Raw genomic sequence first — 15,132 nt, forward strand, 5'->3', positions numbered from 1 at the left:
AATGGACTGATCCGCCAGTACCTGCCCAAGGGCACGGACTTGTCGGTGCATAGTCAGGAAGCCCTGGACGCCATCGCTTTGCAACTGAATATGCGACCGCGCAAACGCTTCGACTTCAAATGCCCGATCGAGGTGATGGGCGAAGTGATGCAAGAAGCCGTGGTGATGCGGCATGATGCTCCCGCTTCAATTCAATAACCGTGTTGCACTCAGATCCTGCAACCAGCAGGTTACATTTTCATTTTTGCGCATTGATAGCTGAATCGCAAGCGCGGAAGGGCTGAAACAGCTGAGATAGACGCTTCCATACGAAAATTTCCTTGTCATGGCTTTTTTCACCGACAACTACCGGTATTTCGGTGGTCCTCTCTATTTCGGCCACCCACAGCCTGGCTCCATACCGTTCGTCAGAAACAAAAAATTACGCCTGTAATATCCCAGCCAAATTACGCTTATAATCTTGCGCTGCGACGCCTTCACCCCACATCGTCCCGCTCACTCAGGAGCACCCCAATGACTTCCTCCCAACCCCAAGGCACAGCCCTTGTCACCGGTGCATCCTCCGGGATTGGCGCGATCTACGCTCAACGGTTGGCCGCCCGTGGGTTTGACCTTTTGCTGGTCGACCGCGATGACCAGCAACTCGAGGCATCGGTCATCAAATTGCGCAATGAACACGGTATCCAGGTCGAAGTCATCAAAGCTGATCTCATCCAAAAAGACCACGTGCTGAAAATCGAGCAACGTCTGCGCAGCGATTCCAGCATCACGCTGTTGGTCAACAACGCAGGCGTGGGGGCAGATGGCTTGCTCGCTAACGCGGACCTGGATCAACTCGAGCAGTTGATTCAGCTCAATGTCACTACCGTGACTCGATTGGCATCGGCGGCGGCCTTCGGTTTTGGCAAGGCTGGCCGAGGCACGATTATCAATCTCGGTTCGGCAGTGTCGCTTATCCCTGAACGCTTCAACGCGACCTACAGCGCCAGTAAGGCATATGTTCTAAGCCTGACTCAGTCATTGAATGCCGAATTGGCAGGCACTGGTGTCAAGGTGCAAGCGGTGTTACCGGGCGTGATACGCACCGGGATCTGGGAGCGTGCGGGTCTGGACCTTGACCAGATCCCGGCCACCATGGTCATGGACGCAGGTGAAATGGTCGACGCGGCGCTGTCGGGTCTGGACCAGGGTGAGCTGATCACCATTCCTTCTCTGTCGAATGCTGGCGAGTGGGATGCCTTTGTAGCGGCGCGTCTTGTGATGGCGCCGAACCTGTCTAAAAGTACGGCCGCTTCGCGCTATATGAAGTGAGGTACTCCATTTGTTTGAGGTAGTTGCGTTATGAGTGATCGTCGAATTGTCGTAACCGGAATGGGTTTGGTGTCTCCGCTGGGCTGCGGGGTCGAGGCGGTGTGGACGCGGTTGTTGGCCGGTCAGTCTGGTTTGGGGAATCTGCCGGACGAGGTCGTGGCGGATTTGCCGGCGAAGGTTGGCGGCGCGGTGCCGACGATGTCTGAAGATGCCGAGGCGGGTTTTGATCCGGACCTCGCGACGCCGCCGAAAGAACAGAAGAAGATGGATCGTTTCATCATGTTCGCCATGGAGGCGGCGCGTCAGGCGCTTGTGCAGGCGGGTTGGCAACCACAAGCCGCAGAGGCCCAAGAACGCACGGCGACGATCATCGGTTCTGGCGTCGGTGGCTTCGGCGCGATCGCCGACGCCGTGCGAACAACCGACACCCGTGGCCCGAGGCGTTTATCGCCGTTCACTATCCCATCGTTTCTGGTGAATCTGGCGGCGGGTCATGTGTCGATCCAGCATGGCTTTAAAGGTCCGTTGGGTGCTCCGGTGACGGCGTGCGCGGCGGGTGTTCAGGCGATTGGCGACGCGGCGCGGCTGATTCGTTGTGGCGAGGCGGACATTGCGGTGTGTGGTGGGGCAGAAGCGGCGATTGATCGCGTCAGTCTGGCCGGATTCGCTGCGGCGCGTGCGTTGTCGGGTGGCTTCAATGACACACCGCAGCGTGCGTCGCGACCGTTCGATCGTGATCGTGATGGTTTTGTGATGGGCGAGGGCGCGGGGCTTCTGGTGATCGAGTCGCTGGAGCATGCGTTGGCGCGGGGCGCGCAACTGTTGGCGGAACTGGTTGGTTATGGCACCAGCGCCGACGCTTATCATCTGACGGCAGGGCCGGAAGACGGCAGCGGTGCGCGCCGGGCGATGTCGCTGGCGTTGGCTCAGGCGGGCGTTTCACCGGCGCAGGTCCAGCATCTCAATGCGCATGCTACGTCGACACCGGTTGGCGACTTGGGCGAGTTGGCGGCGATCAAGGCGTTGTTTGGTGCAGACAACAAAATCGCCGTGACGTCGACCAAATCGGCCACCGGGCATTTGCTCGGCGCGGCGGGCGGGCTGGAGGCGATCTTCACGCTGTTGGCGATTCGCGATCAGATTGTGCCGGCAACGCTCAATTTGGATAACCCCGATCCGGCCGCCCATGGGGTGGACATTGTGCAGGGTCAGGCGCGGCCAATGGCGATCGAGTATGCGCTGTCCAACGGCTTTGGTTTTGGCGGCGTGAATGCCAGCGTGTTGTTCAAACGCTGGGAGGGTTAGACCGAGTCTGAATGTCCTTGTCCCCCCTCCAAAATCCCAAGCGGTGCGGTGATAGCTTTTTGCCGCACCGCCCTCTAAAGTTTTGCTCCGCGCTGCCGTTATCTGCATAACCATCACGGCTACAGCGTCAATTCCGCCATCAAGGATCGAGGCTTCGCGCGTACACACTTGTGCGTCTGCTCTCAGGAGGGGCCGCGCGCGCGAACATGCTCGACGACACACCGCAAGGGAACGCTATGCACACCAGCTCCAATGATCTGATAGTCCAGATTGATGATCAGGTCGAAGAGATGATTCGACAAATCAACGCTGCTCCCAATGCGCAGCAGCAGGCGCAGTTCGTCGATGCTTTCCAAAGCATGATGATTGACCAGTTGATGGGGCCGTTCGGTCTGACCCGAGCGATGTTCGCCGACCGCGACGGCGGTGACATCACCACCCTGCACAACTTTGACAAGGGCGTGGTCGCCAACGATGCTGATGGCGCTCGGCACACGGCCTGGCAGCAAGCCAACCAATCGACCTTTGATCGTGATGACTACGATAAAGCGCTGGACCGCGCGCATGACGACATGCGCAGCGCCGACGGCAAGTTCTATGACGGTTATAAGGTTGACGCTGAATTTCCGGAAGGACCGCGTATTTCTGCGCGAGACCACGTCGTCAGCGCCAGCAGCATTGAGCGTTCCGCCAAGGGGCATCTCGGGCAGACTCGCGAAGAGCGGGTTGATACAGCGACGCTGAACGACAACGTCGTGCTGACCGGTTTTAACATGAACTCATCCAAGGGTGAGAAGGACTTGCTCAAGTGGGCGGCCGAGCCTAGTACCAAGGATCCGAGCAAGACCAATGCTCAATACTACGAAGTCGACCCCGACACGTTGATCGCAAAACACCGCACGGCGACGCGTGCTGTCGACAGCACTCAGAACAAGGCCGTGTTCTACAAGCAAGCGGGTGAGTTCATGGTCGAGGGTGCCAAGACTTCGTCCAAACTCATAGCCAGGCAGATACTTGGCTTACTGCTCAAAGACCTGATCACTGACCTTGTTCAAGACGTTCGCTATCTGGTTCGCGAAGGATTCAACGGCGCGAAGTCGTTGATGGAGCTGGTCAAAGAGCGCATTCACGCCACGTTCGAGCGTGTTAAAAAGAAGTGGGCCGAGTACTTGAAAGAGGGGCTCAGCGCCGGTTTGAGTGGGTTTATTTCGACGTTGGTCACGTTGGTCATCAACTCTTTCATCACCACCGCCAAGAACCTCGTGCGCATCATCCGCGAGGTCGTTCTCTCTCTCGTCCGTGCTGCCAAGTTGATCATGTCCCCTCCAGAAGGCACGCCTGCGGGCGAGATTGCGCTGGAGGTAATGAAGATTTTCGGCGCCTCGGTTGCCCTGTGCGTGGGCCTTGCGCTGGAGGAAGTGATCCAGAAGGCTTTGGAAGCGATCCCGGTGTTTTTGCCATTTGCTGCGACGCTTGCCCCGGTTATCACCGGCATCCTGACCGGTACCCTCACGCTCTTTACGGTGATGGCTTTTGATCGCCTGCGCGACTCGATCAGTTTCCAGAACAAGCAGGTTGCCGATGTCCACCGCGGTCAAACGGTGGGGCTGTTGAAAATCAAGCAGTCGGTGCTGTTGATCGATAACGCTTACCGGAACATGACTGTGACCGCCGAGGTACTGCGCGTGCAGTTTTCTGATAGCTGGAACGAAGTGCAGGAAAAGAAGGCCGTGACCGACGTTCAGGTCAAGGGATACCGCGATGCTGTTACTAAACTCGATGATTTGATGGAGCTGTTTTAATGAGTGCCAAGGAACTGATCACCCAGACCAACATGACGCCCACTACTATTGCGTCGGATCTGCTCAATGTCATCAAAGACATTGAGCGCAGCATTGAGGATTCGAATAGCAATATCGAACGCGTAGAGGGGCGGGGCACGCTCAAGAGTATTTTCAGCAGCTCCAAAAGTGATCTGGTCGATATCTCCAAATCTCAGAACAAAATCAATGAGCTGATGCTGGGTCTGATTCAGGAAATCATCACGCTTAACACGATGAGCTATTCCTTTTTGGCGGCGGTTATCAGTGAGCTCGAGATCAGTGCCAGAAACGGTTGGCTGGATTCCGAAGGTCGTACTCAGGAACTGAGCGCAACCGGGAAGGCTTTCGCCGACAGGGCCCATGGTATTTTCTGCAAGATTGCCGAAGGATCCAAGTCGACTCAGACTCGCATCGATCTCAACAAACAGGATATCGACAGCCTCAAACTGGAGTTTTCCGCCAAGGCCGAAGTCGTCCAGCAAAGCCGCAACGATATCGCCAGCATCAAGACGGTGTTGAATCATAAGGCTGAGATAGTCGCCAGGCAGAGTAAAGACATCGGCCAGATTCATTCGGTGCTGGAGAACAAGACCGAGCGACTTGCCTCCATCGACAAGTTGCTGGAGACCAAGACCGAACGTCTGGCCTCCATCGACAAGTTGCTGCAGAGCAAGTCCGAGCGTCTGGCCTCGATTGACGAGCGGTTGCAGGAAAAAGCGATCACGGATCAAAACCAGAACCAGGCTATCCAGGAGATTCTGGCAACCTTGCAAATGACCCAGCAATTGGACTTGCAGCGTGTCGCGGAGCTCAAGGAATTCAAGCAGGACTCAGGGACGCAGCTTGCGCAGTTGCGCGAACAGGCGGCGTTGAGTGTGAGCCAATACGCTAAGCTCGTGCGTACGGTGGCAGTTGTTGCTGGCATCGCCGTGATATCCAGTATTGCGCTGGGTCTGAATATCGCCGGAATCATTTAACTGGAGTGGCTGTGCGCTTAGGCGCGCTGCCTCACGACAGTGCCGACGCGTAGGTGTGTCAGCACTGTCGTATCACACGTACAGCCAGGGTTTTAATTCATCCAGATTCTTGACCACGATCTGCTGCGCAGCTGGCTTGGGGTCGAGTTTTTTCGGATCGATCTGAAATCTTTGCAGCACATACCCCATCAGCGCCCTGCGAGTGGGAATTGTCAGTGCGCCATTCTTCATGCCGAAGTCCGCTTCAATAATTTCTTTCTGTTCAGGCCTCAGGCGCGAGTCGGGTTCGATAATCACCGACACTTCAGTATTCCAGTCGATATCGTCAACGATGAGATTAGGGGATTGGCCGAGCAGCTCCGGAACGCCGCGCAGGCGACTCAGGACGAAATCGCGGTACTGGCCGTTCTTCTCGCAATAGGCCCGAACGTGCCATCGCATCCCGGTATAAATCAGCGTGTGCGGCGCGATTAGCCGAATCTCCGTGATGGGATTCGCCAGCGAAACGTATTCCACTTCCAGCCTCAAACCATCCCGGCAGGCCTTGAGCAACGGGCGCAAGATTTCTGGACGGATCGTCCTGTCAGGCACTTCCAGCACCAGTGTGTGGGCGTAAGCCAACGCCAACCCTTCAACGTGTTCGGCGCGGGAGTGGGTTTGGTTCAGCAGGTGCAGGTAGGCGTTTGCGCTGTCGTCAATGAAGCGCGGCTTGAACTTCGGGCTGGGTACGTAGCCTTTGATCTGCTTGTCATATGTAAGGTTTTCAGGCGCATGGTCGTTGATGTAGGCGTTGATGTCTTTCGACGCCTGCTGCCGACTGATGCCGAAGCTCTGGATCAAGTGGCCCGTTGTCAGCCGGCCTTCCCACCAGGCAACGGTCTCGATCAAACGGTAGCGAAGTGCCAGATCCCACCTGACTGTGGTGATGTCTTGGTCGCGTTTCATGCCATTTCCATATGAGTGATTTGTTTACCTGTGCAAGTATACATTCTATACGTGTCGTAAAAGACTACATATTCTTCGGTTGTCTTCGGTGTTACCCGAACCTACGAAAAGGATATGGAAATGACGATGTCGGATGCGGTTTCCGCAATAGCTCTATTGGTATTGAGCGCGATTGCTTTGGTGCTGCTGTTTCAATACTTAAGGCTGCGGGAAATCTGGCAAATGGTGGTTGCTTGCAGGATCACAACGCGGTGGGCGCGTATCTGGGAGCAGGAAAACAAAGAACTACGCTCGGCGCTCCGAGCCGAAAAAGCACATGTTGAACAACTCGAAAGAAAGCTGGTGTTGTTACAGGCACTGGTGCCGGCTTAAGCGACAACAATTTCGCATGCCCCAGAACTTCACTGAATCTCAGCTCTGCTGCTTTTTGAGATATTCGCGTGCAACGTCGAGAATTTTCTGAGCCAGCTCGGGATTTTTGACGCTGCGTGACAGCATTAGCGCGCCGACCAGGGTCGACATGATGACGAGGCTGCGATGGTCGGCGTCGTCGCCTTCGAGTGTATTTTCGATTTGTCTAAGTCTGGCGTGGAGCACGGCATCGGTGGTCGGGCTGTGTTGTCCGAGCAGGCCGAGTTCCGATGACATCGTCGGCAGAGGGCAGCCCTGTTCAGGGGTCGTCCGGTGACGTTCGGACAGATAGCTGTCAATGAAGGCCTCCAGCGGAAACTCTTGAGCAAACAGCATCGCACAACGTGCATCCACCTCCTCGCCGGCCGCTTGCAGGGCTTCCTCCACCAGTTCGTCTTTCGACTTGAAATGCGTATAAAAACCGCCGTGTGTCAGGCCCAGTGCGTTCATTAATGGTTGCAGCCCCGTCGCGCCGATTCCGTCCCGGCGAAAGCGCGCAGCAGCTTCCTTGACGATGCGAATATGAGTCTGGGCTTTATGGTCCCGCGAGTAACGCATTAAAATCTCCCCAACAATGTTCCATCTTAACTAATGAAAATTGCATGGTGATTGTACTTCTACCGCAAAAAATGCAGATACATCGATGCCGATATGGGGCAATCATCGCGGGTGGCGTGAATAGTGATTACTTGTTCGAACGCGTTCGCTGTGTAACAGCGTTTTCCCGTCACTGATCAAGGATTTTGTGCCATGTACAAAGATTATCCGGCGGCCTATCAAGTCAGCAAAGGCTCTGCGTTGCAGGTGGACAAGGCGTTTTATGAAAGGATTCGGAACAATAAAGCGGATCGTACGCTGATTGAGCAGTTTGAGGTGCCGATCCGTACCGGCCGCGCCTGGAAGGTTCCGGCCGGGCATGTGTTTCGAGTGACCACACCGGTCGGCCCGCAAGTGGGTGATTTCAATGTGTGGAATGCCAACGATCCGCGCGAACGTTTATGGGCAGCGCGCACCCGGCAGTTGCAAGGTGCGCATGTCAGCACTCATGACCGGCTGTGGTCGAATCTGCCTTTCCTGCGGCCTCTGGTAACGATCACCGATGACAGCCTGGCGGGTTACGGCATAGATGAGCATGGCGGGCGGTTACACGATTTGCTGGGCACTCGCTGCGACCCGTATGTGAACAAGATGCTCACGGGCGAGGATTTCCATCATCACTGTCATTCCAACCTGACCCGCGCGGTGTTGCCGCATGGCCTAACCGAGTTTGATGTGCATGATGTTTTGAATATTTTCCAGTGCACCGGGTTGAATCATGACGACATGTATTTCATGAAAGCGTGTCCGGCGCAGAAGGGCGATTACCTGGAGTTTTTTGCCGAGATCGATCTGTTGTGCGCGCTGTCGACGTGCCCGGGTGGCGATCTGTCGCTGGCGATGTGGGGGCCGGAAGCGCAGGATCCGCTTAGCGTGTGTCGTCCGTGAGGAGTGGAAATTTATCGGCTGGAGGATTCGTTGCTGGAGGGCTGGAGCCAGCCGGAGCGTGCGGCGTACGACGGGATGCATGGGTTACAGATTGCGAAGGCGGATTGGGAGAAGTAAAGATCCCTAGGCTGCGCCAACGAACATGTAGCAGCTGGCGCAGCCTGCGTCCGGCTGCGGAGCAGTCGTAAACCCAACGAATACGGTGTATCAAACAAACCGGAGTAGATGATTACGACTGCTTCGCAGCCGGACGCAGGCTTCGCCAGCTGCTACAGAATTATCGCGAGGGTTGCTTCACCGATCCTGCGCATCCTTGGCATCCGCTTGGGCATTGCGTTCAGCAACCCGTTTGCGTTGCTCATCGGTCAGATCAACTTTGTTGGCGGTGTCGCGCAACATCATCAGACCACCCACGATCGAACCGATCGCAACAACCAGAATCAACCAGGCATACCAGGGCATAGGGCTCTCCTTGAGGGCAGGCCGGTTGGCGCGTTTCGCCAACCGATCGTGCATACCACTTTGAGCGATTGATCGCCGCAGTGGTTCCATTCTATGCCTGGCCGCTTTCCACGCGGCGGTGTTTTTATGAACCAGTCAACATCGCATCCGCCGGCGCATCTGCACGCAGTTGCGCGGTCAGCATGAAGTACACGAAACCCACCGCCATGAAACCGAGAAAGATCAGCCCGATCAGCGTGTTGAACCACACCATCGCCACCAGGCACACCGTCGCCAGCACCAGCGCGATGATGGGCACCAGCGGGTAGCAAGGCGCGCGGAAGGTGCGCTCCAGATTCGGTTCGGTTTTGCGCAGTTTGAACAGGCTGAGCATGCTCATGATGTACATCACGATCGCACCGAACACGGCCATGGTGATCATTGCCGCCGTCAGCGTCATGCCGCCGAGGTTGATCAAACCGTCGCTGTAGATCGCCGCGATACCAATTACGCCGCCCGCGAGGATCGCCCGGTGTGGCGTCTGGAAGCGTGACAGTTTGGCCAGCGAGGCCGGCAGATACCCGGCGCGTGCGAGGGCGAAGAACTGCCGCGAGTAGCCGAGGATTATCCCGTGGAAACTCGCCACCAAACCGAACAGGCCAATCCACACCAGCATGTGCAACCAGCCGGAGTTTTCGCCGACCACGGTTTTCATCGCCTGCGGCAGCGGATCGTTGATGTTCGACAGCGTGCGCCAGTCACCGACGCCACCGGCAAAGAACATCACGCCCATCGCCAACACCACAAGGGTCAGGATGCCGCTGATGTAAGCCTTGGGGATGGTGCGTTTCGGGTCTTTGGCTTCTTCGGCCGCCATGGCGGCGCCTTCGATGGCGAGGAAAAACCAGATGGCGAACGGTATCGCTGCGAACATCCCGGCGATCGCCGGAGCGCCGAACACGTCGGAACCGGCCCAGCCGTTCAGGGCGAAATTGCTGAAGCTGAACGCCGGCGCGACGACGCCCATGAACACCAGCAACTCAGCGACGGCGAGCACGCAGACCACCAGTTCGAACGTCGCCGCGAGTTTGACCCCGAGGATGTTCAAGCCCATGAACACGATGTATGCGCCGACTGCTGCATGTTTTGGATCGAGCGCGGGGAATTGCACGTTCAGGTAGGCGCCGATTGCGAGGGCAATGGCGGGCGGGGCGAAGACGAATTCGATCAGCGTCGCGAGTCCGGCGATCAGTCCACCTTTCTCGCCAAAGGCACGCCGGCTGTAGGCAAACGGCCCGCCGGCATGGGGAATCGCAGTAGTCAGCTCGGTGAAACTGAAGATGAAGCAGGTGTACATGGTCGCGACCATAAACGACGTCACCAGAAAACCGAGCGTACCGGCCACCCCCCAGCCGTAACTCCAGCCGAAATATTCACCGGAAATCACCAGTCCTACCGCAATGCCCCACAGGTGCAACGTGCCCAGCGTAGGTTTGAGTTGTGTGTTCATGCGTTTGCTCCCTGAACGGTTGGAAAGCTCGGGGGAGGGCGCGTGCAGTGGGCGTGCCAGTGTGTTGGGGGAGGTCGTAAAGCGCTGGAAGGGGTCGTATCGGGGATGATTTGCGTGGGAAACGCGTGTTTCGTGCGTCAGTTCAGGGCAGTGTAGGCCGTAATGCCGCCTTCGCGAGCAAGCCCGCTCCCACAATGAAATGCGCTAGCCCTGACGCCACCGATCCCTGTGGGAGCTGGGCTTGCCCGCGATGGCGGTGTCCGGGTCAACATGGATGTCGGCTGACACGGCGCTATCGCGAGCAGGCTCGCTCCCACAATGAAATGCGCTAGCCCTGACGCCACCGATCCCTCTGGGAGCTGGGCTTGCCCGCGATGGCGGTGTCCGGGTCAACATGGATGTCGGCTGACACGGCGCCTTCGCGAGCAAGCCCGCTCCCACAATGAAATGCGCTAGCCCTGACGCCACCGATCCCTGTGGGAGCCGGGCTTGCCCGCGATGGCGGTGGTTCAGGTCAACATTGATGTCGGCTGACACGGCGCCATCGCGAGCAGGCTCGCTCCCACAATGAAATGCGCTAGCCCTGACGCCACCGATCCCTGTGGGAGCTGGGCTTGCCCGCGATGGCGGTGTCCGGGTCACCATGGATGTCGGCTGACACGGCGCCATCGCGAGCAAGCCCGTTCCCACAATGAAATGCGCTAGCCCTGACGCCACCGATCCCTGTGGGAGCTGGGCTTGCCCGGGATGGCGGTGTCCGGGTCAACATGGATGTAGGCTGACACGGCGTCTTCGCGAGCAGGCTCGCTCCCACAGGTCCGGGTTGTGATGGCTAAGTTTGTTCGGCCAGACACTCACGCAAAGCGGCCTGCCAATCCGGCTGAGTAACACCCCAATCCCGCTCCAGCCGCCTGCAATCCAGACAGGAATTCAGTGGTCGGGCGGCAGGCGTCGGGTAGTCGCTGGACGGAATCGGCAGCAACTCCGCGCAAGGCTTACCCTGCTGACGCAACGCCTCGCCAATCGCTTGGGCAAACCCGAACCATGAAGTCTGACCCTGAGCAGTCATGTGATAGGTGCCCCAGGCGGACGTCCCCGATTGCCAGCGTTCGATCAGCGCCAAAGTGTTCTCGGCAATCGTACCCGCCCAGGTCGGCGCGCCGATCTGATCCGCAACAACCCGCAACTCCGGCTTCTCTTGCAACAGACGCTGCATCGTCAGCAAAAAATTGCGGCCATGCGTCGAGTAAACCCAGCTGGTCCGCAGGATCAGGTGTTTACCCTGCACATCGGTGATAGCCCGTTCCCCCGCCAGTTTGCTTGCACCGTAAACCCCAAGCGGATTGGGGACATCGTCTTCGGTGTACGCGCCAACCTTGGTGCCATCAAACACATAATCGGTGGAGTAATGAATCAGCGGAATGTCTAGCGCCAGCGCTTCTTCGGCAAAAAATCCGGGCGCCGTGGCGTTGATGGCGAACGCTGCGTCCGCTTCGCTTTCCGCCAAATCAACGGCGGTGTACGCCGCCGCATTGATGATCAGGTCGGGGCGAATCGTGCGCACCTGCTGGCGAATCTGCTCCGGTTGCAGCAGATTGAGCTGGTCGCGGCCGGGCACGATCACTTCTCCGAGGCTGCTCAGTCGACGCTGCAATTCACGGGAGACCTGACCGTGCTGGCCGCTGATCAAAATTCTCATGCGCTCAAGTCTTGCGCTTGAGGGGTGTCATCCGCGTACTGAAGGATCATTGTTCTTCCCCGGCCAGTTTGGCGAGGTACTGGCCATAACCGGTCTTGCCGAAATAGCGCGCGCGTTCCAGCAATTGCTCGCGGTTGATCCATTTGTGTTCGTAAGCGATTTCTTCCAGACACGCGACTTTCAGACCCTGACGATGCTCGATGGTCTGTACGTATTGCGACGCTTCGAGCAGGCTGTCGTGGGTGCCGGTGTCGAGCCACGCAAACCCGCGTCCGAAGCGCTCCACCTGCAGATCACCGCGTTCGAGGTAAGCATTGTTGACGTCGGTGATCTCCAGTTCGCCGCGCGGCGAAGGCTTGACCGCTTTGGCAATCTTGATCACGTCGTTGTCGTAGAAATACAAACCGGTAACGGCATAGCTGGACTTCGGTTTAGTCGGCTTCTCTTCAATAGAAAGGGCGCGGCCTTCGCTGTCGAAGTCGATTACGCCGAAGCGCTCGGGATCTTTCACCCAATAACCGAACACAGTCGCGCCGGACGCGCGTTTCGCCGCGCTCTGCAGCTGTTCGCCGAAGTGCTGGCCGTGGAAAATGTTATCGCCAAGGATCAGGCACACCGGGTCATTGCCGATGAACTCTTCGCCGATCAAAAACGCCTGAGCCAGGCCATCCGGTGTTGGCTGTTCGGCGTAACTGAAGTTCACGCCGAACTGGCTGCCGTCACCCAGCAGATTGCGGTATTGCGGCAAATCCTGTGGCGTCGAGATCACCAGAATGTCTTTGATGCCGGCCAGCATCAGCACCGAGATCGGGTAGTAGATCATCGGTTTGTCGTACACCGGCAGCAGCTGTTTCGACACGCCGAGCGTGATTGGATGCAGACGCGTGCCCGAGCCGCCCGCCAGAACGATACCCTTGATCATGCGAGCAACTCCTTTGTATTGATGGCGCCCAGTCGTTCGCCCTGATAGCTGCCGTCCTGAACCCGGCGGCACCATTCCAGATTGTCGAGGTACCACTGCACGGTTTTACGCAGGCCGGTTTCGAAGGTTTCTTGCGGCACCCAGCCGAGTTCGCGTTCGATCTTGCTGGCATCGATGGCGTAGCGCAGGTCGTGGCCCGGGCGGTCCTGAACGAAGGTGATCAGGTCGGCGTAGTGCGCGATGCCTTCAGGTTTCTGCGGCGCCAATTCTTCGAGCAGCGCGCAGATACCGCGTACCACGTCGATGTTGGTCTGTTCGTTGTGGCCGCCGATGTTGTAGGTTTCGGCGATCTGGCCTTCGGTGACGACTTTCAATAGCGCACGGGCGTGGTCTTCGACGAACAGCCAGTCGCGCACTTGCAGACCATTGCCATACACCGGCAGCGGTTTGCCCGCCAAAGCGTTGAGGATGACCAGCGGAATCAGTTTTTCAGGGAAGTGGAACGGGCCGTAATTGTTCGAGCAGTTGGTCAACAGCACCGGCAAACCGTAGGTGCGGTGCCAGGCGCGGACCAGGTGGTCGGACGCGGCTTTGCTGGCGGAGTAGGGCGAGCTTGGCGCGTAGGGCGTTGTTTCGGTGAACAGATCGTCGACGCCATGCAGGTCGCCGTAGACCTCATCGGTGGAAATGTGGTGAAAGCGGAACGCACTTTTTTCCGGCTCGGCGAGGGTCTGCCAGTAGGCGCGGGCGGCTTCGAGCAGGCTGTAGGTGCCGACGATGTTGGTCTGGATGAAGTCCGACGGACCGTCAATGGAACGGTCGACGTGGGATTCAGCGGCCAAATGCATGATCGCGTGCGGCTGGAACCGCGCGAGCACGGCGCTGACGGCGGCCTGATCGACGATGTCGGCCTGGACGAATTCATAGCGCGTGTCGTTGGCGATGCTGGTCAACGATTCAAGGTTGCCGGCGTAGGTCAGCTTGTCCAGGTTCAGCACTTCATGGCTGGAGTGTTGAATCAGCTCGCGGATAAGCGCGGAGCCAATGAAACCGGCACCGCCGGTGATGAGGATACGCATGTTGGCCAGCCTTTTTCGGAAGTCGATAACGCAAATGGGCATAGCTTGTCGGCAGCGGCGGGGGAGTGCAATAGAAGTGTTGATCCGATTTGGATTTTGTCGAGCTGCAAGCACTAATGGGACCACCTCAATCGCTGTGGGAGCAAGGCTTGCCCGCGAAAGGGTCGTGTCGGCCGATAGGGATATCAGCTGACTCACCGCCATCGCCAGCAGGCCAGCTTCCACAGTGAACCGAGTACATTCGCGCGGATCAGGCTGAATTGATGACCGCCTTCGCGAGCAAGCCCGCTCCCACAGTGGATCGCATTCACCCAGACCACCGCGATCCCTGTGGGAGCAAGGCTTGCCCGCGAAGGGTCGTGTCAGCCGATAGGGATATCAGCTGACCCACCGCCATCGCCGGCAGGCCAGCTCCCACAGTGGACGGAGTACATTCGTGCGGATCAGGCTGAATTGATGACCGCCTTCGCGAGCAAGCCCGCTCCCACAGTGGATCGCATTCATTGAAATAACCGCGGTCCACTGTGGGAGCAAGGCTTGCCCGCGAAAGGGTCGTGTCAGCCGATAGGGATATCAGCTGACCCACCGCCATCGCCGGTAGGCCAGCTCCCACAGTGAACCGAGTACATTCGCGAGGATCAGGCTGAATTGATGACCGCCTTCGCGAGCAAGCCCGCTCCCACAGTGGACCGCATTCACCCAGACAACCTAGATCTCTGTGGGAGCAAGGCTTGCCCGCGAAAGGGTCGTGTCAGCCGATAGGGTTATCAGCTGACCCACCGCCATCGCCGGCAGGCCAGCTCCCACAGTGGACCGAGTACATTCGCGAGAATCATGCTGAATGGAAGACCGCCTTCGCGAGCAAGCCCGCTCCCACAGTGGATCGCATTCATTGAAGTAACCGCGTTCCCCTGTGGGAGCAAGGCTTGCCCGCGAAAGGGTCATGTCAGCCGATAGGGATATCAGCTGACCCACCGCCATCGCCGGCAGGCCAGCTCCCACAGTGAACCGAGTACATTCGCGAGAATCAGGCTGAATGGAAGACCGCCTTCGCGAGCAAGCCCGCTCCCACAGTGGAACGCATTCACCCAGACAACCGCGATCCCTGTGGGAGCAAGGCTTGCCCGCGATGAGGCCTTGTCAGGCGATATAGATGTTGCCTGACCCACCGCCGTTGCGATCAACGCCCAACATTCAGAACGCGTCCGACCCAACCCCCCCCCA

Annotated in this window: 12 protein-coding genes and 2 pseudogenes; 7 read left to right on the forward strand and 7 right to left on the reverse strand. The window is 58.0% G+C overall.

Going from position 1 to position 15,132, the window contains the following annotated elements; genetic code table 11:
- The 5 genes and pseudogenes from DU29_RS01000000130375 to DU29_RS1000000131000 form a co-directional block, all read left to right on the forward strand.
- Positions 1-198: pseudogene (locus tag DU29_RS01000000130375) on the forward strand (IS30 family transposase); the annotation flags it as partial.
- Between the two features lie 315 nt (positions 199-513).
- Positions 514-1,311 carry an SDR family NAD(P)-dependent oxidoreductase gene (locus tag DU29_RS0124525; RefSeq protein ID WP_028624089.1) on the forward strand — a complete coding sequence of 266 codons (798 nt, stop codon included), beginning with the start codon at positions 514-516 and terminating at the stop codon, positions 1,309-1,311.
- 30 nt (positions 1,312-1,341) lie between these two features.
- Positions 1,342-2,616, forward strand: coding sequence for a beta-ketoacyl-ACP synthase II (fabF, locus tag DU29_RS0124530; protein ID WP_028624090.1), 1,275 nt, complete (start codon positions 1,342-1,344; stop codon positions 2,614-2,616).
- Between the two features lie 236 nt (positions 2,617-2,852).
- The gene (locus DU29_RS0124540; protein WP_236645646.1) at positions 2,853-4,418 is read left to right on the forward strand and encodes a hypothetical protein; all 1,566 of its coding nucleotides are present in this window, start codon (positions 2,853-2,855) and stop codon (positions 4,416-4,418) included.
- Positions 4,418-5,416, forward strand: coding sequence for a hypothetical protein (locus tag DU29_RS1000000131000; protein WP_028624091.1), 999 nt, complete (start codon positions 4,418-4,420; stop codon positions 5,414-5,416). The genes DU29_RS0124540 and DU29_RS1000000131000 overlap by 1 nt, the downstream gene beginning before the upstream one ends.
- A gap of 72 nt (positions 5,417-5,488) precedes the next feature.
- On the opposite strand, the gene DU29_RS0124550 is transcribed toward DU29_RS1000000131000, so the two are convergent.
- Positions 5,489-6,361: a WYL domain-containing protein gene (locus DU29_RS0124550; protein WP_028624092.1), complete on the reverse strand. Its 873-nt coding sequence runs from the start codon at positions 6,359-6,361 to the stop codon at positions 5,489-5,491.
- A gap of 120 nt (positions 6,362-6,481) precedes the next feature.
- On the opposite strand from DU29_RS0124550, the gene DU29_RS0124555 reads away from it, so the two are divergent.
- On the forward strand, positions 6,482-6,733 hold the full coding sequence (locus tag DU29_RS0124555; protein ID WP_028624093.1) for a hypothetical protein: 252 nt from the start codon (positions 6,482-6,484) through the stop codon (positions 6,731-6,733).
- A gap of 39 nt (positions 6,734-6,772) precedes the next feature.
- Here DU29_RS0124555 and DU29_RS0124560 read toward each other — a convergent pair whose 3' ends face one another.
- Entirely contained in the window at positions 6,773-7,330 is a 558-nt protein-coding gene (locus DU29_RS0124560; RefSeq protein ID WP_028624094.1) for a TetR/AcrR family transcriptional regulator, read from the reverse strand.
- 192 nt (positions 7,331-7,522) lie between these two features.
- Here DU29_RS0124560 and DU29_RS01000000130390 point away from each other — a divergent pair.
- Positions 7,523-8,374: pseudogene (locus tag DU29_RS01000000130390) on the forward strand (urea carboxylase-associated family protein).
- A gap of 177 nt (positions 8,375-8,551) precedes the next feature.
- Here the strand turns inward: DU29_RS01000000130390 and DU29_RS1000000131790 are convergent.
- From DU29_RS1000000131790 to rfbB, 5 genes are all read right to left on the reverse strand, one after another.
- Positions 8,552-8,719 (reverse strand): DUF2897 family protein, encoded by a 168-nt coding sequence (locus DU29_RS1000000131790; RefSeq protein WP_081832539.1) that lies wholly within the window; start codon positions 8,717-8,719, stop codon positions 8,552-8,554.
- Positions 8,720-8,843: 124 nt separating this feature from the next.
- Entirely contained in the window at positions 8,844-10,208 is a 1,365-nt protein-coding gene (gene eat, locus DU29_RS0124575) for an ethanolamine permease (protein WP_028624095.1), read from the reverse strand.
- 832 nt (positions 10,209-11,040) lie between these two features.
- Positions 11,041-11,907 (reverse strand): dTDP-4-dehydrorhamnose reductase, encoded by an 867-nt coding sequence (gene rfbD / locus DU29_RS0124580; RefSeq protein ID WP_028624096.1) that lies wholly within the window; start codon positions 11,905-11,907, stop codon positions 11,041-11,043.
- 46 nt (positions 11,908-11,953) lie between these two features.
- On the reverse strand, positions 11,954-12,829 hold the full coding sequence (gene rfbA, locus DU29_RS0124585) for a glucose-1-phosphate thymidylyltransferase RfbA (RefSeq protein ID WP_028624097.1): 876 nt from the start codon (positions 12,827-12,829) through the stop codon (positions 11,954-11,956).
- Positions 12,826-13,908: a dTDP-glucose 4,6-dehydratase gene (gene rfbB / locus DU29_RS0124590; RefSeq protein WP_028624098.1), complete on the reverse strand. Its 1,083-nt coding sequence runs from the start codon at positions 13,906-13,908 to the stop codon at positions 12,826-12,828. Before rfbB ends, rfbA begins: the two co-directional genes overlap by 4 nt.
- Positions 13,909-15,132 lie beyond the last annotated feature (1,224 nt).

Origin of the sequence: Pseudomonas sp. Ant30-3 (genome assembly GCF_000690905.1) — a bacterium.
GTDB lineage: Bacteria > Pseudomonadota > Gammaproteobacteria > Pseudomonadales > Pseudomonadaceae > Aquipseudomonas.

Excerpts from the sequence above, each read along its gene's own strand:
- DU29_RS0124550 (WP_028624092.1), bottom strand. The coding sequence starts at position 6,361 with ATGAAACGCGACCAAGACATCACCACAGTCAGGTGGGATCTGGCACTT.
- rfbD (WP_028624096.1), bottom strand. The coding sequence starts at position 11,907 with ATGAGAATTTTGATCAGCGGCCAGCACGGTCAGGTCTCCCGTGAATTG.
- rfbB (WP_028624098.1), bottom strand. The coding sequence starts at position 13,908 with ATGCGTATCCTCATCACCGGCGGTGCCGGTTTCATTGGCTCCGCGCTT.
- DU29_RS1000000131790 (WP_081832539.1), bottom strand. The coding sequence starts at position 8,719 with ATGCCCTGGTATGCCTGGTTGATTCTGGTTGTTGCGATCGGTTCGATC.
- DU29_RS0124555 (WP_028624093.1), top strand. The coding sequence starts at position 6,482 with ATGACGATGTCGGATGCGGTTTCCGCAATAGCTCTATTGGTATTGAGC.
- DU29_RS0124540 (WP_236645646.1), top strand. The coding sequence starts at position 2,853 with ATGCACACCAGCTCCAATGATCTGATAGTCCAGATTGATGATCAGGTC.
- DU29_RS0124560 (WP_028624094.1), bottom strand. The coding sequence starts at position 7,330 with ATGCGTTACTCGCGGGACCATAAAGCCCAGACTCATATTCGCATCGTC.
- DU29_RS0124525 (WP_028624089.1), top strand. The coding sequence starts at position 514 with ATGACTTCCTCCCAACCCCAAGGCACAGCCCTTGTCACCGGTGCATCC.
- DU29_RS1000000131000 (WP_028624091.1), top strand. The coding sequence starts at position 4,418 with ATGAGTGCCAAGGAACTGATCACCCAGACCAACATGACGCCCACTACT.
- eat (WP_028624095.1), bottom strand. The coding sequence starts at position 10,208 with ATGAACACACAACTCAAACCTACGCTGGGCACGTTGCACCTGTGGGGC.
- rfbA (WP_028624097.1), bottom strand. The coding sequence starts at position 12,829 with ATGATCAAGGGTATCGTTCTGGCGGGCGGCTCGGGCACGCGTCTGCAT.
- fabF (WP_028624090.1), top strand. The coding sequence starts at position 1,342 with ATGAGTGATCGTCGAATTGTCGTAACCGGAATGGGTTTGGTGTCTCCG.